The sequence below is a fragment of the Mesorhizobium sp. M0145 genome, from assembly GCF_040322355.1.
Lineage (GTDB): Bacteria > Pseudomonadota > Alphaproteobacteria > Rhizobiales > Rhizobiaceae > Mesorhizobium.
The window spans coordinates 1-23979 of sequence record NZ_JAMYTK010000027.1 but is presented as its reverse complement, the minus strand read 5'-3'; the positions used below and the strand labels follow the sequence as shown (position 1 = coordinate 23979).

General features: G+C 60.5%; 18 protein-coding genes and 3 pseudogenes. 13 read left to right on the top strand and 8 right to left on the bottom strand.

The features are described from left to right. Positions 1-18 precede the first annotated feature (18 nt). Positions 19-936, top strand: a complete 918-nt coding sequence (locus NKJ28_RS27510; RefSeq protein WP_352637730.1) for a hypothetical protein — start codon at positions 19-21, stop codon at positions 934-936. Here NKJ28_RS27510 and NKJ28_RS27505 read toward each other — a convergent pair. The 3 genes from NKJ28_RS27505 to NKJ28_RS27495 are packed head-to-tail and all read right to left on the bottom strand — an operon-like array spanning position 923 to position 4786. After that, the gene (locus NKJ28_RS27505; RefSeq protein ID WP_352637728.1) at positions 923-2008 is read right to left on the bottom strand and encodes a HEAT repeat domain-containing protein; all 1086 of its coding nucleotides are present in this window, start codon (positions 2006-2008) and stop codon (positions 923-925) included. The genes NKJ28_RS27510 and NKJ28_RS27505 overlap by 14 nt on opposite strands. Before the next feature lie 13 nt (positions 2009-2021). After that, positions 2022-2447 (bottom strand): DUF6484 domain-containing protein, encoded by a 426-nt coding sequence (locus tag NKJ28_RS27500; protein WP_352637726.1) that lies wholly within the window; start codon positions 2445-2447, stop codon positions 2022-2024. Between the two features lie 8 nt (positions 2448-2455). Continuing rightward, complete coding sequence (locus tag NKJ28_RS27495; protein ID WP_352637724.1) at positions 2456-4786, bottom strand: type VI secretion system Vgr family protein; 2331 nt, start codon at positions 4784-4786, stop codon at positions 2456-2458. A 235-nt stretch (positions 4787-5021) separates the two neighbouring features. Here NKJ28_RS27495 and NKJ28_RS27490 point away from each other — a divergent pair. The 11 genes and pseudogenes from NKJ28_RS27490 to NKJ28_RS27440 form a co-directional block, all read left to right on the top strand. Beyond that, positions 5022-5243, top strand: a pseudogene (locus NKJ28_RS27490) (FHA domain-containing protein); the annotation flags it as partial. Positions 5244-5387: 144 nt separating this feature from the next. After that, on the top strand, positions 5388-6077 hold the full coding sequence (gene tagH / locus NKJ28_RS27485; protein ID WP_352637790.1) for a type VI secretion system-associated FHA domain protein TagH: 690 nt from the start codon (positions 5388-5390) through the stop codon (positions 6075-6077). 288 nt (positions 6078-6365) lie between these two features. After that, positions 6366-7862, top strand: a complete 1497-nt coding sequence (gene tssL, locus NKJ28_RS27480) for a type VI secretion system protein TssL, long form (protein ID WP_352637722.1) — start codon at positions 6366-6368, stop codon at positions 7860-7862. A 22-nt stretch (positions 7863-7884) separates the two neighbouring features. Next, positions 7885-11448: a type VI secretion system membrane subunit TssM gene (tssM, locus tag NKJ28_RS27475; RefSeq protein WP_352637720.1), complete on the top strand. Its 3564-nt coding sequence runs from the start codon at positions 7885-7887 to the stop codon at positions 11446-11448. A 57-nt stretch (positions 11449-11505) separates the two neighbouring features. Continuing rightward, positions 11506-11861, top strand: a pseudogene (locus NKJ28_RS27470) (hypothetical protein). Between the two features lie 110 nt (positions 11862-11971). After that, positions 11972-12118: pseudogene (locus tag NKJ28_RS27465) on the top strand (hypothetical protein); the annotation flags it as partial. A gap of 224 nt (positions 12119-12342) precedes the next feature. Then, positions 12343-13116, top strand: coding sequence for a PP2C family protein-serine/threonine phosphatase (locus tag NKJ28_RS27460; protein ID WP_352637718.1), 774 nt, complete (start codon positions 12343-12345; stop codon positions 13114-13116). A gap of 5 nt (positions 13117-13121) precedes the next feature. After that, positions 13122-15707: a protein kinase domain-containing protein gene (locus tag NKJ28_RS27455; RefSeq protein WP_352637716.1), complete on the top strand. Its 2586-nt coding sequence runs from the start codon at positions 13122-13124 to the stop codon at positions 15705-15707. 108 nt (positions 15708-15815) lie between these two features. After that, positions 15816-16226, top strand: coding sequence for a DUF1036 domain-containing protein (locus NKJ28_RS27450; protein WP_352637714.1), 411 nt, complete (start codon positions 15816-15818; stop codon positions 16224-16226). Next, positions 16223-18556 (top strand): M23 family metallopeptidase, encoded by a 2334-nt coding sequence (locus NKJ28_RS27445; RefSeq protein WP_352637712.1) that lies wholly within the window; start codon positions 16223-16225, stop codon positions 18554-18556. The genes NKJ28_RS27450 and NKJ28_RS27445 overlap by 4 nt, the downstream gene beginning before the upstream one ends. 423 nt (positions 18557-18979) lie before the next feature. Then, the gene (locus tag NKJ28_RS27440; protein ID WP_352637710.1) at positions 18980-19345 is read left to right on the top strand and encodes a peptidoglycan-binding domain-containing protein; all 366 of its coding nucleotides are present in this window, start codon (positions 18980-18982) and stop codon (positions 19343-19345) included. 215 nt (positions 19346-19560) lie between these two features. On the opposite strand, the gene NKJ28_RS27435 is transcribed toward NKJ28_RS27440, so the two are convergent. Further along, entirely contained in the window at positions 19561-20097 is a 537-nt protein-coding gene (locus NKJ28_RS27435; protein ID WP_352637709.1) for an OmpA family protein, read from the bottom strand. 256 nt (positions 20098-20353) lie between these two features. On the opposite strand from NKJ28_RS27435, the gene NKJ28_RS27430 reads away from it, so the two are divergent. Next, complete coding sequence (locus tag NKJ28_RS27430; protein ID WP_352637707.1) at positions 20354-20878, top strand: DUF6931 family protein; 525 nt, start codon at positions 20354-20356, stop codon at positions 20876-20878. Positions 20879-20952: 74 nt separating this feature from the next. On the opposite strand, the gene NKJ28_RS27425 is transcribed toward NKJ28_RS27430, so the two are convergent. From NKJ28_RS27425 to NKJ28_RS27410, 4 genes are all read right to left on the bottom strand, one after another. Beyond that, the gene (locus NKJ28_RS27425) at positions 20953-22125 is read right to left on the bottom strand and encodes a caspase family protein (RefSeq protein ID WP_352637705.1); all 1173 of its coding nucleotides are present in this window, start codon (positions 22123-22125) and stop codon (positions 20953-20955) included. Between the two features lie 94 nt (positions 22126-22219). After that, positions 22220-23440, bottom strand: coding sequence for an OmpA family protein (locus NKJ28_RS27420; protein WP_352637703.1), 1221 nt, complete (start codon positions 23438-23440; stop codon positions 22220-22222). Further along, entirely contained in the window at positions 23406-23675 is a 270-nt protein-coding gene (locus NKJ28_RS27415) for a hypothetical protein (protein ID WP_352637701.1), read from the bottom strand. The genes NKJ28_RS27420 and NKJ28_RS27415 overlap by 35 nt, the downstream gene beginning before the upstream one ends. A 101-nt stretch (positions 23676-23776) precedes the next feature. Next, the coding region (locus NKJ28_RS27410) for an ATP-binding protein (RefSeq protein WP_502902223.1) at positions 23777-23979 on the bottom strand (203 nt) is incomplete at its 5' end.

The following is a 23979-nucleotide window of genomic DNA, read 5'->3' as shown; positions in this document are numbered from 1 at the left end:
ACCGAGAGCGGTGATCTAATGGCGAATGCAGATCTTCCTTCATTTCTCTACGGGACGTTCGACTGGAGGTTTCGTGGTCTCAACTTTGCACAGACACCTCCGAGCGGATTGCTTGGTCCTGCGGCGCTGGGAGATCGAAATCCCTGGATCGTTCTGGCCACTGTGGTGGAACTGGCCAGGCAAGGTGACCATTCTCACGCCCAGATCCTGAGCCGTTATTATGATGACAAGGACACCCCCGCGCTCTCTCGCGTTTCACTCATGCTGACGGGCGACCTGGCTCCGCAGTCAGATCTGGTCCTGCTGCAGCAGGCCTTGCGAAGTGTTGATCCAGAGGTCCGGATGTACGCCGCGGAAGGCGCCGCGCTTGCCGGTCAGATTTGGCTGATTGGCGACATGTTGCGTGCCTGGGAGAATGCCGAGGAAGCGCGCGACCATGAGGTAATCGGCTTCAGCATATGCGACTTGCTCGAAAAACCGGGAGGTGAGTTGGAGAGCTATGCCGACATTTTTCCATTCAAGGACGTCGACCAGGTACTTGCCGAGATTCCAGGGCTCAAAAACGTGGAAGAGCAACTTCGCCTTTTGGCCGAGGGTACTCCGGAATTCGTCCACAGAACGGAAGAAGCCTACCGTAATACCAGGTCGAAGCTGGCCAACGACGACGTCTTCATTTTCGAAGCGAACGTCTGGACAATGGAGAGCTTTGTTCGGCAGCTCCAGGATCAGATATCACAAGAAGTCGCTCCCGCCTTCTACAATTACCGGCACCGCTTTGAAGCGTACACGGGAATTGACTGCACGTCCTTCTTCAGAGGGGGTTCCGCCGATCGACTCGCGATAATGGCCGCGCTTGAAACATTCACCGAATCCAACGCGGCAGCGAACTATCTGCCTGGACGCCGATACTTTGCCGGACATCTCATCCCGCCCTAGCAATCGGCCGGGCATTGGTCTTGGCCCAAGTCTCAACCTTGTCGGCCAGCAGCAGAGCGGGCTGATCATCGCCGAAGTGTTCCGCGAAATTTGGTCCGATCTGTGCCGCGTCGTTGGCGAAAAGCTTTGTTTCCTCCCGCGCCACGGGAAATAACTCCAGAAACGACGAGCCTGCTGCGACGGCCAGGGCCGGTTCCCTCATCCGCTCAATAAGCCAGGGCAGAACCGCGCGATCGCCCAGCATGCCGATGCCCCGCACCGCGATCGGGGCCGTCTGTGATGATTTCATTAGCCCGCCCAGCCAGGCGCGCACCTCCTTTTCGGGTCCCGCCTTGACAGCGGCGCGTAAGGCGCTCAGCGCATCGGAGCCGCCGGCCACCGCAGAGCTGCGCAGCTCGGCTCGCGCTAGATCGCCAGAGCCGAGTTCCGTCAACGCCCACCCCGCCCAAAGCCGCACGGCATCGTCTTCCGCCTGCATCGCAGCCTCCATCTCCTGCGCAAGATCCGTGCGTTTCAGCTTTCCAGCCAGTCGCAGGCTGAGTGCACGTGTGTCCGAATCCGGGTCGCGGACGAGACGCTCAAGCAACCGCTTCGGATCGACACCATGTGCGACGCAGGCGGCAACGCCGAGGTAGCGCAGAAGCGCATCATGCGCACCCAGCCAGTCCCGCACGAGTTTCCCGATCTTCTGTGGCTTGTGCCAGGAAAATGCACCAACCAGACCTCGGCGTTCCCCAGCTTGCCGCGCCGCCTCGATCGTGCTGTCGACCCGCTTTTCGTCCTCCTGCTCAATCGCCATCCAGCCGGCGACGAAGAACTCGCCCTTGTCCGGGAAGTCCGCAAGCTGGCGATCCACGAACGGCCATGCCGCGCTACCGGCGATACGAAGGCCGTCGAGGTTGATCTCGAGGCGCTGCCCAATCTCGGCGATCACGGCCTCGTCGGGCGGATCCTCCAGGGACCAGGTGTCGCGCTGCGCCCACAGAAACGCCGCCTGCTCCACATGCTGGCGCACCACCTCAACCGCTATGCGTTGCGGCGACGCGATAAGCTGAGCGCTCACCGACGCCATCAGGAGACGGCCATCAATTCAGGTTGATCGAGCCACCGCGAATGCGCTGCGCGCCGCTGGCGTGGCTGATGATATGACCGCCGCGGATTGTGATGCGGCCATCGCTCTCCATGATGATTGTCGCCTTGCCGCAACGCAGCTCGAGTCTGTCGTTGGCGGTGATCCGCACATGGTCGCCGTCGCGCATGACATGGTGAGTGGCCGCCGCGCGTACTGGGTCGACGATGCGTCCAACGATCAGCGGCTTGCGCGGATCGCCTCCCTGGAAGAGCAGGGCGACCTCCCTGCCGATCATATCCGATGAGAGTTCGCACAGGCTACGCGCCGGCAAAGCCGTTTCGTCCGGATTACCCGGAAACACCACCACAGGTGCGTCCTCGCCGAAACCAAGGAAGACACCGATGACAACCCCCTCAATGCGCTCACTGACTTCAACCATCTTCGCCCTCAATTCTCGTGGATCTTCGAGCCCTTCATGGTGATGTCGCCCGATGCCTTGATGTTGATCTTGCCGGAAGCCTTGACAGAAATATCCTTGCCCTCGATCGCGATCGTGCCGTCCTTTTTCATCATGATCTTCGCCGATCCGGTCTGGATCAAAATCTCGTCACCTGCGTCAATCACCAGTTTCTTGCCGACCTTGATGGTACTGTCCTCGCCGATGCTGATCCCGCTACCCTTTGCGATACCCAGCGTATGGGCGCCCCCGACGCTTGTGGAGTCGTCCGCGGCAATGCTCGCGCTGCGTGCCGCACCGATGCTGAAAGTCTGGGCGCTGCCAACCGTGACGCTCTGATCGGCACCGACATTGACGGTCTGCCCGGCCGCGATGTTCCAGCTATCGGAAGCCCCGATGTCGTGGCTTTGCGCCGAACCTACGGTCACCGACCGTGTCGCCCCGATCGTATTCGTCTGGACCGCGCCGACGCTGCGCGTCTCCGAGGCACCCACTGTATCGACACGCGCCGCGCCAACGGTGATCGTCTGGACGATCGCGACCGTCTGGGTGTGATTTGCGCCGATCGTCTCCGTCGAATTGGACCCAATACCGATGGTCTCGTTCGAACCAACCGTCAGCGAGCGGTTGATACCAACCGTCTCGGTATCGTTCGAGCCGATATCCGTCGTCTGGTCGACGCCGACCTTGACCGTCTTGTTGTTGCCGACGTCCTCGTCGAGGTTGTGGCCGACGGAGTGCTTGGCGTCGTGGTCGATGCGGTCGGACTGGTCGTGCTGCACCAGCTTGGTGCGGTCGTTCTTGATCAGAAGGTTGTGGTCCTTCTGCGCCTGGAAATTGACCAGTTCGGAGCCGGCCTTGTCTTCGAACATCAGCTCGTTGTAGCCGCCGCCGCCTTTCGACGAGTCGGATTTCCAGCCGGATTGCGTGGCGCTGCCCGGCAGTCCGTAGGGCGGCATCTGCGAGGCGTTGTAGACCCGGCCGGTGATGATCGGCAGATCCGGGTCGCCTTCGATGAAGTCGACGATCACCTCCTGGCCGATGCGCGGGATCTGGATGAAACCCCAGCCGCTGCCGGCCCAGGTCTGCGAGACCCGCACGAAGCAGGAGCTGTTCTGGTCCTTCTTGCCGAGACGGTCCCAGTGGAACTGCACCTTCACCCGTGCATATTTGTCGGTGAATATTTCCTCGCCGGACGGGCCGACCACCGTCGCCGTCTGCGGGCCGCGCATGATCGGCCGTGTCGTGACCCGCGGCGGGCGATAGGCCAAGGCGGTCGGCGCCACGCCGAGGATCACCTTGAAGTTTTCGCTTTCGACATCGGCAAGGGCTCTGTAGCCCGGATCGAACAGCCTGTATTCGGCGCTGACCACCAGATACTCCTGGTTCTGGTCGTCGCGCGGAAAACCGTCCAGCTTGAACGTGCAGCCGGAATACAGGCCGCGCACGGTGCCGACTGCAGCAATGCGCTGGTGCACCGCTTGGATTTCCTCGCGCCGGATCGCCGCCAGGCTGTCACCGCGGCCGACTTCCAGGTGGGCGCCGGGCTGACGGTAATTCTCGCCTGCGGCCAGCTTGTGATTGAACGGCTGGGCGGATTTGACCATCAGGTCAGCGCCCGGCTTCTTGAAATCATAGTCGGTATGGACATAGGCGCCCGGCCGCACCGAACTCCCCGGAATCCATTCGGTAATGTATTCGACATCGCGCCGGGAGCCCTGCCCCTCAAAGTGGTACGGCACTTTTTCATAGCCCGGCGCCGGCTTGAGCTTGTTGATGGCATCGGCGAGCACAAGCGTGTGCTTGCCCTCACCATGCTCGAAGAAATACAAGATGCCCTCGTGCTCGAGCAGCCGCTGCACGAAGTCCAGATCGGTCTCATCATATTGCACGCAATATTCGCGCGGCGGATAGGAACCTTGCAGGCGTTTCTCGAATTTTGCCGTGCTGTATTTCGAGAAAACCTCTTCGACGATTTCGATGACGCTCATGTTTTGGAAAATACGGCAGTCGGTAGTATTGCCGAGAAACCAGAGCCATGGCCTGACGACTGCTTCGTAATAGGCCAGTCGATCCTCGATCCGGGTGAGGCGAAACTCCGACACGATGCCGCTGAACCAGCGCTGGGGGTCGGCTTCACCTTCGATCGAGACGGGGCCACCCAGCATCTCCAGCGGATCGATATCGTGGCTGGGGCTCACGAACCCGACCGCATAGGCCAGACAACGACTGATCTCATCGCGCCCGACGAGATGTGTAAAGGTCAACAGTTCAGCGCCAACTGGCGTTTGCACAACCGTGGCACGTTGTTCACTTGGCATGGGTCGTGCCCCTCCTCGGCCTGGCGGCCAGCCCAGTGGATTTGAATATCCTAATCAGGAACTCGAAATCACATGAAACCCTGATGGTTGCCAGTCCATTTCGAGCGTACCACATGTTTGTTGTGCAGGCCAAAGCGGACCACGAATACTGTGATGCGTATTTTGGGATTAGCCACGCTAAAAACATGGAGTATCGTGTCGGCAAGGCCGCCAGCGATCACACAGGCGATTTCGCATGTTAATCAGTCTGCAGATCAGCAATGTCGATGCCCTGCCCACTGGCGTGGCGCCTGGCTACCGATCGCGTAATCGCAGCTTCAAAATCGGCCGCGAACATTGCGACTGGATCTTGCCTGATCCTGACAAGTTCATCTCAGGCCGGCATTGCCAAATCCGATACGAGGCAGGCGCGTTTTGGCTGCACGACATTTCGCGCAATGGCACTTTCATCAATGGATCGAGCCAACGCATCACCGGTCCGCGCCGGCTAGACCACGGCGACAGGCTCCTGGTCGGCCGCTACGTCATCTTTGTATCGATTGACGACGAGCATGCAACGCCAAGTCATCCGGAGGCCGACCGAGGTTCGACGCAACGACACATGCCGGTCGCGGCCGATCGGCTGCTTGATTCCGGAGGCGAGCCTCTCTTCAGTTCGGCAGAGCGATGGCTCGGGCAAGCACCGCCATCGACATCGTCGCTGCCTAGGGCCGTCCCCTCGACGACAGACGAGGTGCTGCGGGAAATTGCAATCGGCGCAGGCATCTCGCCGGAATTGTTGCAATTGCGTGATCCGCATGAAGTCGCTGCCGAAATCGGCGCAGTGCTTCGCACGGTGGTCGAGCAACTGGCCATGCTGCTGAAGGCACGTGCGGCTGCAAAGACATTGGCCAAGAGCCCACACCGAACGATGATAAGCTCCGCTGAAAACAATCCCCTCAAATTTGTCCCGGGCACCGACGACATACTTGAAATCATGTTCGCACGGCGCAGGGCCGGCTATCTCGATGCCAGGCACAGCGTCGAGGACGCGTTCCGCGATCTCAAGGCGCACGAATTTGCCACCTATGCCGCCATGCAAGCAGCGCTCTCGCGACTGCTTGACGACCTTTCGCCGGAAGCGATCGGCAAAAAGCTCCCGCCGACATCGTTTACCTCGAAGAAGACCCAAGCATGGGACGCTTTTGTCGGGACGTGGCGGAGCATGGAGGAAGCACACGAAAACGGCATGCTGGATATATTCTTGGCCTATTTCAGCGAAGCGTATGCAAAAGCTGACAAGCAAAAATAGACGGCCAAAACAAACTGCGGCGCTTTAGCTTACGAAGAAAAGAGCGTCCGCGCCCCGCATCATGTTCCAATCGACAACATCTGGGACTACGATCACATACGACAGTTCGCCAAGCGGGTAAGCCTGATTGACCTGGGGTCTGCGGCAAATGTCACATTGCGGCGCCATAGTTTCTTGTAGCTCCGGACCGCCTTGCCGGAAGGACCATTGCCTGCCCTATCCTGCCAGGAAAGATCTGGCGCCTCTCGCACGCGAGCGCGGACACTGCATGGCAGCGGCATATCGGCGATGAGCTCGAAGGACGATCCTTTCGGCCCGGTGAAGACCGTCATCCGCCCACGGCGCGGGCAGAATGCGAAACCAGCCGCAAACGAACTGATCGCGAAGACCGTCGCGCCCTCGGATGTCAAGGAACCGACAGTTTTCGATCCTGACATAGGTCGGCATATGCCGCCGGACTGGACATCCGGAACCATTCTTTATCAGGGAGCATCGTCCGGTACAGCCGCCGGAGCCGAGGCAGCCGGGTCAAGGCCGACCATTCAGCAGGAGGTGCTGCTCGGCGCCGCAGACACGGTAAAATATTCGACGGCAAATCCGATCCTCGCTGCGTCAGCACCGTTGCTCGTCCTGTTCGGGCATCTCAGGCTCGTGCCGGTCGAAAGACAGGCGGCGCCATTGGCCGAACATATCGCCGATGCGATCGAGAGGTTCGACTGGACGCTGGAGAAGTCCGGGGTTCCCGAAGAGGATGCGCGGATCGCGAAGTTTGCCCTTTGCGAAACGGCCGACGATCTTGTGGGCAACCTGCCTTGGCCCGGCGAGGATACCTGGGCACAGCACAGTGTGCTGTCGCGGTTCTTTCACATCGAGCCCACCGGCGCCAGCTTTTACGAAGCACTGAACAAGGTGCTGGCCAATCCTGAGCCACACTTAGACCTGCTCGAGCTGATGCATGTCTGCCTATCCCTGGGATTTGAGGGCCAGTATCGTGGCCTGGCGCGCGACGATACCAGTCTCGAACGTGTGCGGCGCGACGTCTACGAGACGCTTCGCTACTTCAGGGCCCGCGCCGGAGAGGACATCTCCCCCCGCTGGCAAGGCATGGCCGCTATGATGGTGCCGTCTTCGACCCGCCTGCCGCTCTGGGGTGTTGCTGCAGCGGCGTCAGCCCTGGTGACGGCCGCGTTCTTCACGTTGCGGGCGTTCATGACCGATGAAGGCGATGCTGCAGCCAGGCAATTGCTGGCGCTCAATCCCTCTACGCCTGTGACGATCGAGCGGGCCAGTGTGGCACCGCTTGCCGAACCGGCGACGGTCGCCTCGCCTGTCGCAACCGAGCAGATCGACCGCATCCGCTCGGCACTGGCCACGCAAGTCGAGCGCGGCGGGCTCACCGTCGTCACGAAGGGCGACTTCATCGTTGTTGAGATCAGCAATCTCTTGTTGTTTCAGCCTGGCAAGACCGAAGTGAAGCCCGAGTTTCTGCCACTGGCCGCACAGATTGCCGCAGCCCTTGAGCACGAGCCAGGGCCAATCAGGATCGTTGGCCACACGGACAATGTGAAGCCACGGAAATCAAGCACTTTCAAATCCAACTTTGACCTTTCGGTCGCCCGCGCGAAAGCCGTTGAAACAATGATCGCCGCGAAGCTTAGCGATCCCTCGCGAATAACCGCCGATGGCAAGGGCGAAGATGAGCCAATTGCCGACAATGCGACGTCCGAGGGCCGCGCCAAGAATCGCCGTGTCGACGTCATGATCCCCAAGGAGGAAACGCTGTGAACACCGCCGGTCGGAAACGCCTATGATGCGTTGGCTGCCGCGGATATTCAGCACGGCCGCGTTGGCCGGTTTTGCGGCGGCGATCTGGTTTGCTGGACCTTTGATCCGCTTCGCCGATATCCGGCCGCTGGGATCTGTCTGGTTGCGCGCGACAATCATCGGCACGATCGTGGCGACCGCGGCCCTCGTTTACGCAGTGCGCGTCTGGCAGGTGAGAAAGGCGCAAAAAGCGCTCGAGATCGTCATTGCCCGCAACGACGGGGGCAATGACGATTCACCGGTGCTCGAGGCCCGCATGAGTGAGGCCATCGCAGCACTCAAGCGGTCGAGCGGCAAGCGCAGTTTCCTCTATGACATTCCCTGGTACATCGTCATTGGCCCGCCGGGCGCCGGCAAGACGACGGCACTGGTCAATTCGGGTCTGAATTTTCCGCTTGCCGGTTCAGGAGACGCCCAGCCGGTGGCCGGTGTTGGCGGTACCCGCTCTTGCGACTGGTGGTTCACTGAAGGGGCTGTGCTGATCGACACGGCGGGACGCTACACCACGCAGGATTCCAATGCTGGAAGCGACAGCAAGAGCTGGCTTGCGTTTTTGTCATTGCTCAAAAAATACCGTATCAGACAGCCGATCAACGGGGTCATCCTGGCCATCAGCCTTGCCGATCTCATCAGCCTCGATGACCAGCAGCTCGACGCCCGTCTCGTTGAAATACGAAGTCGCCTGAGGGAGATCCACGAGACGCTGAAAATCCAGTTTCCGGTGTACCTGCTTTTCACCAAGGCCGATCTTGTTTCCGGCTTCATGGAGTATTTCGGCAGTTTCGAGGAGCCCCGCAGGCGCAAGGTCTGGGGCGCGACATTCCAGACCACCGACCGCAACAAGAACATGGCCCGTGAGGCTCCGGCCGAATTCGATGCACTGGCGAACCGCTTGGCGGAAGAGATAGCTGACCGCCTGCAGGAAGAGCCTGATCCCGTCGCGCGCATATCGATCTTTGGCTTTCCGGCCCAGTTTTACGCGCTCAGGGGCCGAATTGCCGGTTTCGTGACCAGCCTGTTCGATCCGGTCCGCAGCCAGGTGAATGTCAGCTTGCGTGGGCTCTACTTCTCGTCGGGGACCCAAGAGGGAACGCCGATCGATCAGGTGTTGGGCGCAATCGGCCGCAGTTTCGGCAACAATTCCCGCCCCCATCTGTCCGGGACCGGCAAGAGCTTCTTTTTGCACGATCTCCTGACTGATGTCATTTTCGCCGAATCCGGATGGGTTTCCTATGACCGAGCGACCGAGACGCGGGCAGCCGCCCTCAGATATGGCGGCTTTGGCATCATAGCCTTGATCACTGCAGCGGCCGTTGGCGCGCTCGGGATGAGCTTCATGGCCAACCGCTCGCTGATCGCCTCCACGACGCAGGCGATGAGCCAATATCGCGAGACAGCGGACGCCCTGCTCAAAAGCACGACGGTCACCGATGTCGACCTTGAAAACGTCATCGGGCCGCTCGACCAGTTGCGCAACATGCCGGCCGGTTTCGAAACCAGTGACTTACCGACACCCGTCGAGGAAACGGTCGGCCTTAGCCAGCGGGAAAGGCTTCTTTCGGCATCGACAACGGCCTACCGGCAAGCACTGGAACGAATGTTGCGGTCGCGTCTGCTTGTTCAGGCTGAGCGGACAGTCCAGGCGACGATGGCTGATCCCGCCGCGCTTTACGAACCGCTCAAGATTTACCTGATGCTCGGCGGTAAGGCACCTAAGGTCGATGACCCATTGATCATCTCCTGGATGAAGCAAGATTGGGAACAGAACCGGTATCCGGGCGAGAGCAACCGGGAAGGACGCGCGCAGCTCGAAAAGCACTTACGCGCCATGCTTGCGTTGGACGATGCCTATGATCCAGTTTTCGAACTCAACCAGCCGCTTGTGGAAGCCGCCCAGCGTTCGCTCGGACGTATGAGCCTAGCGGATCGCGCGTCAGCATTGATCAAGTCGGCGGTGTATGCGGCTGCGCTGGACGATTTTGCTGTCTCTCAAAAAGCTGGAACCGAAGCGCAGCTTGTGTTCGAGCGCGTCGATGGCGGCGATCTGTCGAAGCTTCGTATTCCCGGTCTCTACACCCATGCCGGATTCAACAACTTTTATCTCGGACAGCTTTCGCGCATTGCGCAGACACTCGACGACGACCAGTGGGTTCTGGGAGGTGGCGGCGAGCAAGGCGGCATCGATCAGGAGTTGCTCAAACTCGGCCCCGAACTTCTCGACCGCTACGGCAAGGAGTTCGCAGCCGCATGGAACAGCGTTCTCGATGGCTTGAAATTCAAAGCCATGCTGAACGACAAGCCGCACTATGTCGCGCTTTCCGCCGTTGCCTCACCAAGCTCGCCGATCGAACAGCTTTTTACTGCGATCGCCGAGGAAACAGCCCTGGCGCGCGACTCTGTCTCCGGCGAAGACTCGGGCACTGGGATACAAGCTGGGACCGTTATGCGCCAGTCCCAGGACGCCGCAGACATGGCCAAGGGCCTGGCTCGCATCGGCATTCAAATTAGCTCCGCAAAATCGCAAAGCCGTGCTGGTACCGGGTCCGCGAAATTTCAAAGCCAGAGCCCTGGGGCAAACATCGAAGCTCAGTTCAGGTCCTTCCAGGCTCTGGTAAGCGGGCCTTTTGGACACCGACCGATCGATGCGCTGACCCAGAATTTTCGCGATATCCACCAGAGCCTGCAACTGGCAACCGAGGTCCCTTCGCAGACGGAACGTGTCAACGCCAACCTGCAGCTGCAGATAGCCACCCTTCGCGCCAATGCATCGCGTCTGCCCAAGCAACTCGGCAGAATAGTCAACGCAACCGCAGACGAATTTGAGGGCAACGCGGCTGAAATTTCGTTGACGAATTTGAACGAGATGCTCGACCAGGCCGTCACGCAGCCCTGCGAGGAGGCGGTCAACGGCCGCTACCCCTTCGCCGGCGATGGTGCCAAGGATATTGCGATGGCGGACTTCGCCAAGTTGTTCTCTCCGGGCGGCCTGATGGATCGGTTCTTCGCACAAAACCTTGCTTCCTTGATCGACATGAGCGGCCAGGACTGGAGCTGGAAACAGAATGCGCGCTTTGGACGCGACCTGTCGAAGTCGACGCTGAAAAACTTTCAGCTGGCTGCGGAAATCCGCGGCGCATTTTTCCCTTCGGGCGGGTCAATGCCGTCGGTCAACCTGACCTTTACCCCGTTCTCGCTGAACGGTGATGCAGATACTGCGGTGCTCGACGTCGATGGCCAGATCGTCCAGAGCAACCAGGCGGGTAACACGCCAAGCACTGTGTCCTGGCCGACCGGTGCGGCCTCGACATCCGCCAGTCTGAGGCTGATGCCGGAAATGCCGGGCCGCGAATCCGCAATCAGGTTCGAAGGGCCGTGGTCGCTCAAGCGGTTGCTGGACAAGGCGACGATCACCAGCAAAGACGGCTCTGTTGAGGCGCGCTTCGTAATCGGCGGACGCGACGTCAGCTATACGATCCAGACCGGTTCCGGACCCAGCCCCTTCCTCCTTCCCGCACTTTCTGCATTCAGCTGTCCGAAGGCGTTTTGAGAGGATTTGAGCCTCACCTGGTGAGCTTTCCCATGACGCAGGTTCACACACAACGCAATGGTCTCGGGCTCCGTTGACAGCCTTCAGCAGCCTCGGACCCCTATATCTCGCCCCAACGCCTGTCGAAGGCCCTAGGTGTGAAGATTGCCAATCTGGCGCAGCTGACAGGCGTCCATCGAAATACGTTGCGCAACCCTTTATCCGAGCGCCTGTGGGGCAGGATGCGCGAAATGGTGAAAGCGATCTCGGCGGCGACGGAACTCACTGGCGATGTTGACACGGCCTTTTATTGGTATCGCAACGAGCCGATCGGCGACTATGGGCATCGCACGGCGGCCGAACTTGTCGCCAACGGCCAAGTCGAGGCGGTTCTCGCGTTTGTTCGCGATCTTGAGAATGGCGCGCGCGGGTGAAAATCTCTCGCGGCGGTCCCGACGAAATCTTTCATCGCTACAACACCCAAATGGGCCTTCCTCCCGACCAGCGGTGCGGGCGCAGCTTCCGAAGATGACGCTTCAATCGGCCAGGGGTCGAAGCGCTGTATCTGTCGCGAGCACCCCAGACAGCGCTCGAGGAATATAAGCAAGGCGCCAGTATTACGCCGCCGGCGACGCTCGCTACCTACGATCCCGATAACCGCCTCCCGCACAATCAGTCGTCGTGGTCGTAATCCGCCAGTGCCTGAAAGACTACAATCCGCTATTGGGTTCAATGATGACAGCCACGTTCCGCCTCGCGTCGTCAATGACCCTCGCCATCAAGGCTCTTCCGAAAAGCGTCACGCGCTCAAAGCTAAATTTCGGTACTTTAATATTGCAGCATATGGCAAAGTGGCGCTAGCGAGCGCCTGAGAGTGCGCTGCAGAGGACGCTTCGAGAAGCGCTTGGTGGCAAGTTGAGCGATGTCGCCCTTTCCCTTGAAAGCTTCGGCGTGAGCCACAATGGCTGTGTCCGTGAGCACAATGAAGACAACTATCTGGTCGAGCCACGGACTGGCCTGTGGGTGGTGGCCGACGGAATGGGTGGGCATGAAGCCGGAGAGGTCGCTTCAGCCAGCATTGTCGATCATCTGGCCACGATCGGCATTGCCAGTTCCGCCCCGGATCTTCGTGCGCGCTTCGAGGACAGGCTGAGCCGCGCCAACGCCGAGATCCGCAAGATATCCGAATCCCGCGGCATAACCCTCGGCTCCACCGTTGCCGCCCTGTTGGCGATGGATGGGCGATTTGCCTGCCTGTGGGCAGGCGACAGCCGGGTTTATCTGATCCGCAACGCCTCGATCTCGCAGATATCGAAGGACCACACCGAAGTTCAGGAACTTCTCGACCGCGGTATGATCAGCGCAGCCGAGGCGCTCACCTGGCCGCGCCGCAATGTCATCACGCATGCGGTAGGCGTGAGCGACGAAATCGTCATCGATTTCCAGCAAGGGGAAATCATGCCGGGAGACATCTTTGTGTTGTGCACCGATGGGCTGACGGCGCATTTGACCGATGCCGAAATCGGCGCCGCGGTCGTGACTGCAACACCTCAGGCGGCCTGTGAGGCTCTGCTGAAAACGGTGCTGGAGCGAGGCGGGACAGACAATGTCACGATTGTGCTGGTAAAATTCGCAAACAGAAGCAATGGACACCCCCCCTACCCTGATCTGTCCAGAGCGGGGGGTTGAGGCCGATGAGCGCCGACGACAAGACGCGAATATCGCCGCAGCTGGCCAACACCGCCGTCGGCACGCAGCTCAGCGGCATCTACGAACTTGACGAGCGGATCGCATTCGGCGGCATGGGTGAGGTCTACCGCGGCCACAACATCCAGACTGGCGACCATGTCGCGATCAAGATTGTCCTGCCCGAATTTGCCCGCGACCCGACGATCTTGTCCTTGTTCCGCAAGGAAGCTTCGATCCTCAATCACCTCTCGCATGATGCGGTCGTGAGATATCACGTCTTCACGATCGACCCCGGGATCGGTCGTCCTTACCTTGCGATGGAATTTGTCGACGGCGAGTCGCTTTACGACATCATCCGACGTGGCCCGATGCCGACTGAAGAGGTACGCAAGCTCTGCCATCGCCTCACGTCGGGTCTGAGCGCCGTGCATCAGGCAGGAGCAATACACCGCGACCTCTCCCCGGACAACATCATCTTGCCTGGAGGTCGGGTGGATCGCGCCAAGATCATCGACTTCGGAATCGCGCGATCGGCGACCGTCGGCGGGGAGACCCTGATCGGCGGAAAATTTGCGGGAAAGTACAACTACGTTTCCCCCGAACAGCTGGGGCTATACAGCGGCGATGTCAGCGAGCAGTCCGACATCTACAGCCTGGGGCTGGTGCTGGTTGCCGCCCTGCGCGGCAAGCCGATCGACATGAGCGGGTCCCAATTCGAGATCATCGAAAAGCGTCGCACCGTGCCTGACCTGTCCGACATCGACGACGATTTTCGCGGCATTGTTGAAGCCATGCTGCAGCCGGATCCGCGAGACCGCCCGGTGAGCATGGCGGAAATCGCCAGGATGACGCGTGACGAGGACGAAGGGACAAGGCCGCCGACGTTCACCCCAAACCGCGACAGGCTGGGTTTGCCACGAGCGGGGCAAACCCTTGCGCCCGATCCGAAGGCCTCGTCCCCGCAATCCAATGTCTTGGGCCATGACGCGCCTTTGGCAGGCTCGGGCGGGCAGCGCTTTGTCCCGCATGTCCGGCCAGCGCTTTTGTCCGAACCGCGGGCCTCACCGGTCGCCGCGCCGCCACGTGCGGTCGTGGGCGCCGTTCCCGGCAAATCCACAAAGGGCCGAGCCATCGCAATCTCTGCCTTGACATTGGCTCTCGCCTCAGCTGCCGGCCTTTATTTCCGCGGCTTTACAACGCCCCCCGCGCCGAGCGCCGGCAAGACCTCGCTTTCCGCGCCAGAGCCACCACAACCTACACCACAAGCAACAATGCCTGTCCCCGAAGCATCAATTCCTGAGGCAGAGGCATCAAAGCCGCTGGCGACGGACAATGTTGCGGACTCCCCTGAGCCGCTACAGGAAGTTCCAGCCCCAAAGCCGCAAACGGAGGCCACATTAGCGCCAGCTGAAAATCAGGCGGGGGCCGCCGCGGCTCGAACGCCGCCGCCGGCAGCGTCGCCCAAGATGCTCCCGAAACCCGAGGAAAGGTCGATGCCGTCGGCAAGTGGGGCGCAACCGCCCGCGGAAAACGCAACGCCATCAGTTCAGCCCGATACGCCCCCGCCGCCTGCCAAGATTGCTCCCGCCCTCCCGCCGGTCGAAAAAGCTCCGACGGCGCCCGCGACCCAGTCAGGTGCCGCGGCGAGCCAGAAGCCTGAACATCAGGCAAGCCACCAGGCGGAGGCGAAACCGGCCACGCCCGCCCCCAAACCGGCTGCAGACCAGGCAGATGCGACGAACGCACAGGAGCAGCAGGCCGACCTCCCGCCGGCCAAACACCAGGCAAGCCGGCCGGCGAAGGCGATACCAGCAGCGCCCGTTCCAGAGCCGGCTGCACGCCAGACGGATGCGACGAGGGCAAAGGAGCAGCAGGCCGACTTGCCGGCGGCCAGAGAACCAGACCAGGCCATTGTCGCCCTGAACCTGCCTAAGCCAGAAGTTGCCCCGGTAATCGACGATATAGCGCAACGTGTCTCGTGGGTTCGCGACTTCAGCGGCGGCGACTGTTTCTACGCCGCCGTGACTTCGATAACCGACAAGACCGCTGCCATCGAAGGATTTGGAACCGCGGTCCAGCCATTCGAGCAGATGCTGGCTGATTTCCAGGCAAAGTTCCACGTTGAGCCGGACATCAACGTGCGCCTCATTGAGCCGAGCCAGTGCGAAGTCACCAACTTCCTGCGCTTTCTGGGGCAGGCTGCTGGCGACAAGCCGCAGCTTGTTCTCGATCGAACATCGGTGCCAAATGGTACGCCGATCAGCGGTACGCTGGTGACGCGTGGCGGGCTCATTTCCAGCGTGCTGCTGATCGACCACAAAGGCATGATGTTCAACCTCGATGACCGCATGGTCGTTCAATCGGACAAGGCCACCTTCAGCATCCCGATCGGTCTCGGCGCCGCCGACAGGGCTGCAGGCAAGGCCGTGCCGCAGATCATCATGGTGATCACCGGCCCCCAGGATATCCAGGCGGCTGCGTTCTCCACGCCAATGCCAGCCTCGCAGCTGTTGCCCAAAATTCTCGAGGAAATCGAGGCCAACGGATCCAAGTTCTCGGCCAGTGCCAAGTATTTCCGGCTCGGCGGGTAGCATGGGCGTCCGATGGAACCACGTAGCTCGCGTCTGCCCCGCTCGTCGTCTGACCTGCCCGTAAAGCAGCGTGGTCGGCTTCGCACCTTGCTTGCCTCGAGGGGTCGCATGAGGCTTGCGGTCGTTTCGGCCGCCGCGTTGCTGGCCGTGCTCTCATGCAATGAAGCGCGCGCCGAATTCACGGTCTGCAATCAGACACTCGACGTCGTCAACCTCGCTATCGGCCAGACAATCGACAATGCCGACCAGACCGATGGCTGGTGGACCATCGGCGCAAATCAGTGCGTGAACGTCATTCGCGAGGAACTGACGAACCGCTACATCTACATCTACGCCACGGACGTTTTTGGCCACGCGATCCTGACCGGGTCAACCGAAATGTGCATCGAGCGTCGACGGTTCTCGATACGCGGCATCGACGAGTGCTGGGAGCGCGGCCATATCGCGGCGCGATTTGTTGAAGTCGACACACTTGAACAGGTGCGGTGGACGTTTTTCCTGACCGGAAGCACTCCGTGACGCACGCGATCGACACCAGCTTCAAGGCGAAAAAGCAGGCGCGCGCCGCCCTTCGCCGGCGCACGCTTTGGCGCAGGTTTATTGCCGGCTTCGCCTTGATTCTCCTGTGTTCGATCGCCGTCGGGTTCTACCTCACCGCGGACTATTGGTCATTTGGCGACGAAGACGAGGAGTTGCGCGCGGTAGAAGGAGCCGACGATGTGCCGGCCGATGCATCTGTCTATGTGCCTGCGATTATCGGCCTGGCGGGGGACCCTATGTGGATCACGCTCGCACCCGATAACGGCGCAGCAACGAAAGGCCGCGTGATTCCGCGTCCGGCAGAACTCGACCCGGCAGGGGTTTCGCCACAGATCGAGTTCCTGTCCGACGTCATGCTTAGCGCCAGCGAAAAATTCATGACGACGATACCGTCGACGCAGGAGGATTTTGCATTCTTCCAGGCGCAACGAAAGACCGCCCCCGCGCCCTCCAGCGATCTGCAGAACGATCTTGAGCCATCTCCTGGCGCGGGTGAGCCCGCGCCGGCTTCGGATCAAAAGGCCGACACCGACGATCCCGAAGCCGGCTGGGGTGAAACAATCGATGCAGGCGACGCAGCCCTTCCCGCATTCCAGAAGACCCAGATCGAAAACAACACCAGCGTCGCAACTGTGACGAACGAATATCAGCGGTTTGAGGCGACGGAAGACACGTTCGTGAAGATCCTCAACGATCGCAGTCTGGATAGCGTTGCGCTCGATGCACATTTCTCCGCCGACGACGCTAGGCAGGCAGGCGAGGCGCTGAAGGCGCTCTTTAGCCGGGACGGCCTGGAACCGGGCTATGTCGTGGCCATGCGTGGATACCGGCCCAACCGCGAGACGACATCGATGTCCCTCATGCAGGTGTCGATCTACGCCAAGAACGTCTTTGTCGGTACGCTGACGCGTAATGCCGCGGGCGTGTTGGTATCGGGCGTTGACCCTTGGGTACGCGAAGACCTGTTCAACTACTCGGGCGCGCCGGCAGAAGGCGGCCACAAAAGGCAGTATCGTCTGCTCGACGCGATCTACTCGACTGCGGCACGCAACAGCGTTCCAACCGGCGTGATCGGCGAAGCCATCATGTATCTGTCGAGAGGACAGGATCTGGATGCCTTTGCAAGCGAGGACCAACGTCTTGTGCTGATCTATTCTCAGACGCCGCGCGGCAAGGACGAAGGCGCCGGCCGCGTGCTGTATGTTGGTGTCCAGGGCACGACAAACAGTCTCGACTGTTTCGTCTTCCAGCAGGGTGATGGCCAGTTTGCATGCGTGACAGGCAACGATCAGGTCCGTTCTCTGACGGTCACCAACGGCATGGTCACACCGGTCAACGGGGTCTTGACCTCGACCTTCGGGCCGCGCAAGCATCCAATTCTAGGCACCGTTCGCATCCACAAGGGCGTCGACTGGGCGGCGCCGGTCGGCACGCCGATCGCAGCCGCCTTCGATGGCGAAATCAGCTTCCAGGGCGATGGGGGCGGCTACGGCAATCTAGTCAAGATTTCGCACGGAAGCGGGCGCGAGACGCGCTATGCGCATATGCAGAAATTCGCAATCGAGGGCGGCGTCGGCAGCAAGGTGAAGGCTGGCGACATCATTGGCTATATCGGCACCACCGGCCTTTCGACCGGACCGCATTTGCATTTCGAACTCTATCAGAATGGCGCGGCGATCGACCCACTGGGCACGGTTACCGCGGTCGCTTCGGATCTTTCCGCCGTGGAAACGCTCACCGACCGTATCGTTCATGTCGAAAGTGGCGGCAGCGCCCGTGCCAAGAACCCAAATTCTTCAGCGACCGGCGCCGGCCAATTCATCACAAAGACCTGGATCCGGATGATGAACACTTACCGCCCCGAACTTGCACGCACACTCTCGACTGCCGACCTGCTCGCCCTGCGATACGACGCCACGATCTCGCGCGAGATGGTTCGCAATCTGGCGCGAGAAGGCGAAGCCTATCTTCGGGCGCGCGGCCACCAGATCACAGCCGGCCGGCTCTATCTCTGCCACTTTCTCGGCATGGAGGGCGCGCATCAGGTGCTGTCGGCATCGGGTTCGGCGCAATTGAGCGCCGTGCTCGGGTCAGCCGTCATTCAGGCCAATCCCTTTCTGACGGGCAAGACCGCCAGCTATGTCGCGGACTGGGCCGAAAGAAAGATGGGTCGCAAGCTGAACCCAGCCACAACCACGGCGGGCCAGCAGACGACGACCACCACGGAGGTCCGGCAGACGTCGCCCGAGTTCGCAAAGTACAAACAGGCGATCACGGCGATGCTGAGCTCTGTTCAGAATGCGCTTTGAACCTGTGCATGGCGCGGCAAATCGTAACCGCTTCGGTGCACGCAGACGACCGGTTTTCCGTCCAACGAGTGCTGTACTTCGACCTCTGCGCCCTTTCGAACCGTGGCCAAGTTCACATACGCCACGGCCATTTTCGGGTTGATGCGACCTGTCGCTGAAAACCTAACATGTGCAAAATAGAGTTCGCTGCGACGGCGGAAGGAAAAGCAGGACCCGCCTCCGTGAGCTACAGGGCCTCCTTCGAGACGGCAAGTTGGAGACGCTCAGGCACACGGTCGGTGGCAAAACCTTGACGGCCTTAAAAGCAGGATCGCCCGCAAAGCGGGCGCTTGAAACCGGCTGCCGGCGTTTGGTCAGGATGATGTCGCTTGCGACATCGCGGCGCGCGATGAGGACCAGGCGAATGACAGCTCCGGCTCTGCGGTGCGCACATCGGTCGTCGTTTCGGACGAGGTGAAGCAAACAGCGGGCCCCGACTTGACAGAAAGTACGATCTGTCTTGACCGCCAGAGCCGCATCGACCTGCAACTGCGCATCGAGGGGTTGGGCAACGGACTGGGCCGCATAGACGGAAACATAGGTCCGCAGACCCGCCGGGCCATCGGCATCTGGCAAGGCAAGAATGGTCTTCCGCCGACCACGTATCTGACGCGCGAGCAATTGGCATTCCTCGAGGTTCAGACAGATCCGATGATGGAGCCGTGCGTGCCGGATATGCGCCGATCAAGCCCGTGCAACGCAGCCGAAAAAGCAGGTTGCGCAGAGCGTCCGCACCCAGCGGTCGGGTGACGCAGAAACGTCGCAACAACAACAGGTCGTTCAGAAACAGCGGTTGCGCAAGACCATGGTGCGGCGGACGGATCCTGCTCCGGTGTGATGGTGGGCGGCGTGCTCAAGAACTGACCGGGGTCGTTCCAAGCCTATTCGCCTGGCCTGCCGCTGGGCTTGCCGCGCAGTTCCTGACGCACTGCTGCACAGTTTCTGGCGGCATGCACCAGCGTACGCTACTCGGCCTTTATACGCATTTCCACGCGGCGGTTGACGGCGTCGTATGGATTGGAGCTACGCGGATGCGCTTCGCCCAACCCGATCGCGTTGATGCGGTCAGCCTCGATGCCACTGGATGTGAGGAAGGACGTCACCGATTGCGCTCGTCGCTGCGACAGCCGCTCATTGTAGTGCGCCGGACCGGAAGCGTCGGTGTAGCCTTCGACGACGAAGTGGAAAGTACTGATCCGGCTGTCCTTCAGGGCCTTGGCATACTCCTCGAGTTCAGCGCGTGCGGTCGCGTCGAGTTCGGCCGAATCCAGCCCGAAATTGATCAGCATGTCGAGACTGGATTTGTCGGCCGGCCCCTCTTTTGCCTTGGTCTTGCTCTTGCACTGCTCCTCGGTGCCGACACAAATCCCCCGAGACTTGCCGAGGTCGGCCGCGCCAGCAAAAAACTTGACGATGTCTTCTGATTTCTGGATAGGGTCGGCGGAAACATGGGTCGAGAAAGCCACGACCGCCAACACCAAGGGTAAACTGGCCCACCGCATAGCGGTTACTCCTGTTGAGCATCCGATATTACCAAGCGTGAATATACCGAATTCCCACGCACTTGTCTGTCAATAAACGACGAGCCTGTGGCTGTGTCGGCCGATCTCCGTCACCACGAGTTGAGACTTGACCGGCGCCACGCCGGGGGCTTGAGTACCGACTGGTCCTCGATGAAAGCGTGGCGTCATGGCCAATGGGCTCCGATTCAAAACGGCACGGGATCTTTTTGTGGCTTGTCCCGCTGTCGCCAGAGACATGAGAGCCCTTCCAACCGAGCAGCGTTCGATCGAGTTTTGCCGCGATCTCCTCGCCGGGCCCATTCCCGAAGAGGCGATCACGTTTTGTGCCTACCTGCTTCCTGATCGGGCTGCGGTCTGGTGGGCCCATGAATGCCTGGGGCATCTTAGCGAACTGCTCGATAAGGCAGATCAAGAGCTGCTCGCGCTTGTTCGCGACTGGGTCAGCGAACCGGACAGTCCCCGCCATCGCGCCGCAGTGAGCGAGGCTGCGGCAACCCCGCCGGCAACGCCGGGCGCCTGGATTGCCTTGGCTGCGGAATGGCGTGACAATGGTTTTGGCGTTGCCGGATCTGTCGTCGGCGCAGCCGCGCCAACGGCCTTGCAGCGACATCCTGCCGCCCATGCAGTCAATGCCGGTGTTCTAGCAGGGCTGGCGCGCGTCGCACTGGCGGACCGCTTTGCCGTTCTCTCCGCCTTTGTCGAAATGGGCCTCCAGTTGGCCGACATCGAGGCGCAGCGCCAATCGGCGGATGCATATTAGACCCGAACCATTCCAATAGACGCAGCTCCATCGTCTTGTTTGGCCAGTGGTGTTCGAACCGAAGGGCCCAGATCTCACTTGCAGCCGCCTTGCGCCCATTTGGCCAGCGCCACCTTGAAGCGTGTCCCAAGCGGATGTTGCAGGCGAAGAACGGAGACATCGTTGGCGGCGAAATTTTTCGCCTGTTCGCATAGCCGATCCTCACTCCACTGATGGCAGCCGTTGCAGTGCTTGCCCTCCCACACCGCCTTGTCGAGCCCTTCCACGGGAGTGAAGAGCGGCTTGCCCGTGATCAGCTCGGCGATACTCTTGCCGTCGATTGCTGGATCTCCAAAATAGATAGGTCGGTCGAAAAAAATCGGATCGTCCGAAGCCAGTTTCGGGATTTTCTGCCGCAGGACATTAAGCGCAAGCTGTGCCTCATCGTCGCCTGACGAATTTGCGGTGGCGTTGCGCCCATCCGAGCCGTCTTCCGCTTGTTGCGGAGCCGTCGCTTCGCCGACGATCAGCGGCGCGTTGAGATCGACTCTGTGCAAAACGACCTCGGTGGTCAGCGAGACATTGATCCACGGGCGCTGCTTGCCGGCGGTTGCTTTGAAAACATCGGCGGTGACCATGTTCATCGCGTCGGTGATGGAGATGTTCGAAGCCCCGATATGGGCAAGCAACGCGGACGTGAACGGCGAATGTTCGCTCGATCCGTCATAGGCGACCTGATTGGGACTGGTGGAAAAGGCGACCAGCGTACCCGCACCGCCATTCTCGATCGGGATTTCGGCAAGCCCGCTTCTCGCTCCCTTGACGCCGGCGGCCTTTGCCAACACTTCGGCCAAGGGATTGTCGCGACAGGCATCGAGGAAAATCAGTCTTATACTGGTCTCGCGCGACATTTGCCGCAAAACGAACTCGACAGGCACCGCCTCGAAATCAAGCGAGGTCTCGTCTTCCAATGCGGCATCGACCGGAAGCAGGTAGTTGCTGCCTGAAACCTGCAAACCGTGGCCGGCGTAAAAGAAAAGGGCAATGTCGGCGCCGCGAACCTGCTTTGCGAACTGCGCAATCGTCGTCTGGGTCTGCAATTTGGTCAGATCGAAACCGGAGACGACTTCAAAGTCCAACTTCGCAAGGCGATCGGCAACAGCCTGCGCGTCGCGGACCGGGTTGGTCAGCGCCGGCGCATGCTGGTACTGGGAGTTGCCAAGGACTAGAGCAACACGGCGTTCCGCATTGGCCGCCGTCAATGTCAATATAATAGCGAGAGTGTCACCAGCCCGATCGCGCGCAGGGCACTGCCAAAACAGGCAATCAGATCGAAGCCCCACCGGAACAAGAGGTCCTTCCTCAGTTGACGAGCTTGGTGGCGGAAAACTCGATCCGCCGGTTGAGCGCCTTGTTCTTCGGCGTATCGTTGGCCGCAACGGGCCGCTCCTCGCCATACCCGGTTGCCGTGATCTGCGTTCGTGCAATACCCGCGGCAACAATGGCATCGGCAACGGCCTGGGCCCTGCGCTCCGACAGCAGCTTGTTGGTTACAGGCGAACCATCGGAATCGGTGTGGCCGGAAACCTCTACCTTCAGGCGGGGGCACTTGCCGACCACGCCAACCACCTCTGCCAGCAGCGGACGGCTTTGGTTGTCGAGCCGCGCGCTCGCCGACCGAAAGTAGATGGCCCCAGTGCGGGAGAGCACCGCGAACCGGTTGAGGCACTCCTCATCACTGAAATTCGCTTTCGCGGCATCGGTGGCGACGGGCCCGACGTCGGCAGTACTTGCAGCGATCGTCTGCACGGCCGCGGGCTTGCTGCCGCCGGCGTTGAAAACGAAATCGAAAGACACGGAAGCGGTCGGAACAATGTTGGTCACATTGGCGGCCTGCTGTAGCTTGTCGACATTCGGCAGCAGTCCGAAGTCCTCGACATGTACGGCAACAGGCGTCTCCGAAGCGACGGAGACCATGCTGTCGCTGATCATGGTCACGACGATATTGGCCTCGAAATCCTTGTCGACCCCGTGCAGGTTGAGGCGGAATGGCAGCACTGCCTTGACCCTTCGCTTGGTCGCCAGGTCGGCAAATGCGGCAGGGTCAACTTTTGCGGTCAGTTCGGCGGACGGATACTTGAATGTCTCAAAGAAAAGGAACCGCATGCGGACATTGCGAAGGTCGACACCCGTGTCGACAGAGTTGAGGTCGAAGGTGATCTTGGCCTCACCCGTCGACGAAAGAGTGCCGGCTATGTTCCTGATCTTGTTGGTTTCGACGATCGTGTTCTTCTTGACCGACTGGTAGGTGAGCACGGAGGCCGTCGGGTCGAGTGTCCAATTCGTCTGTGCATTCGCGCTTTCCAGCCCAGGCAATAACAGCACCGATAGCGCGACGATCAAGCCAAGGGTGTTTAGGGCTAACCAGCTTCTCGAGCCCGTTTTCCGCCAGTCTCCGACGACTTCGAACATTGAACCCCCACCAGGACAACAGCCTTCCGTGTCGCAATCACCACCATGCCGTGCCAAGGAGAGCATAGAACAATTGTCAAGGCTTGGCGAGCATCGGCCAATCGACCGCAATGGTGTAAATTCCGCTCAGGTCCCGGGCTGCGGACTCCGGCAAAATGGTGTTGCGCGAACAAGCAGTCTTGTTGGCGAACAATGGAGCTGATTGGAGAATATGCGCTGCGCTACCTGCCGCTGTCTTGAAGCCGGTCACGCTGGACCAGCCAAGCGAGGGAAACGCCCGGCTTACTCCATCCTGCTTCTCCCGCGGAATGCAGCTGGCGGCTCTTCGATTGAAGATTTCGACCATACGAAGCAGGCCGCGAAGCGCGTCCGGGCCTATTTGCAGGCACCTGCCCAAAGCCGCGACATGAAGCCAGCCGCCAGCCTGCTATGTTCGACGGCAATCGTTTAGCTTGCTGCCGCCGACCGCTTGAAAACGACGGTCACCTTCGTTCCTTTGTTGGCGCTGGACTCGACAGCTAGCTGCGCCTTGGCGTTCTCGGTCAGCGATCGCGCGATCAGCGCTCCGAGCTTGCCTGGCTTGGGCCACACCTCGCCTTCCGGCAGGCCGATTCCGTCGTCCGCCACTATAACCCGGCAGCCGTCGCCAT

Excerpts from the sequence above, each read along its gene's own strand:
- NKJ28_RS27510 (WP_352637730.1), top strand. The coding sequence starts at position 19 with ATGGCGAATGCAGATCTTCCTTCATTTCTCTACGGGACGTTCGACTGG.
- NKJ28_RS27505 (WP_352637728.1), bottom strand. The coding sequence starts at position 2,008 with ATGGCGTCGGTGAGCGCTCAGCTTATCGCGTCGCCGCAACGCATAGCG.
- NKJ28_RS27500 (WP_352637726.1), bottom strand. The coding sequence starts at position 2,447 with ATGGTTGAAGTCAGTGAGCGCATTGAGGGGGTTGTCATCGGTGTCTTC.
- NKJ28_RS27495 (WP_352637724.1), bottom strand. The coding sequence starts at position 4,786 with ATGCCAAGTGAACAACGTGCCACGGTTGTGCAAACGCCAGTTGGCGCT.
- tagH (WP_352637790.1), top strand. The coding sequence starts at position 5,388 with ATGCCGGTCGCGGCCGATCGGCTGCTTGATTCCGGAGGCGAGCCTCTC.
- tssL (WP_352637722.1), top strand. The coding sequence starts at position 6,366 with ATGAGCTCGAAGGACGATCCTTTCGGCCCGGTGAAGACCGTCATCCGC.
- tssM (WP_352637720.1), top strand. The coding sequence starts at position 7,885 with ATGATGCGTTGGCTGCCGCGGATATTCAGCACGGCCGCGTTGGCCGGT.
- NKJ28_RS27455 (WP_352637716.1), top strand. The coding sequence starts at position 13,122 with ATGAGCGCCGACGACAAGACGCGAATATCGCCGCAGCTGGCCAACACC.
- NKJ28_RS27450 (WP_352637714.1), top strand. The coding sequence starts at position 15,816 with ATGAGGCTTGCGGTCGTTTCGGCCGCCGCGTTGCTGGCCGTGCTCTCA.
- NKJ28_RS27435 (WP_352637709.1), bottom strand. The coding sequence starts at position 20,097 with ATGCGGTGGGCCAGTTTACCCTTGGTGTTGGCGGTCGTGGCTTTCTCG.
- NKJ28_RS27430 (WP_352637707.1), top strand. The coding sequence starts at position 20,354 with ATGAGAGCCCTTCCAACCGAGCAGCGTTCGATCGAGTTTTGCCGCGAT.
- NKJ28_RS27415 (WP_352637701.1), bottom strand. The coding sequence starts at position 23,675 with ATGGTCGAAATCTTCAATCGAAGAGCCGCCAGCTGCATTCCGCGGGAG.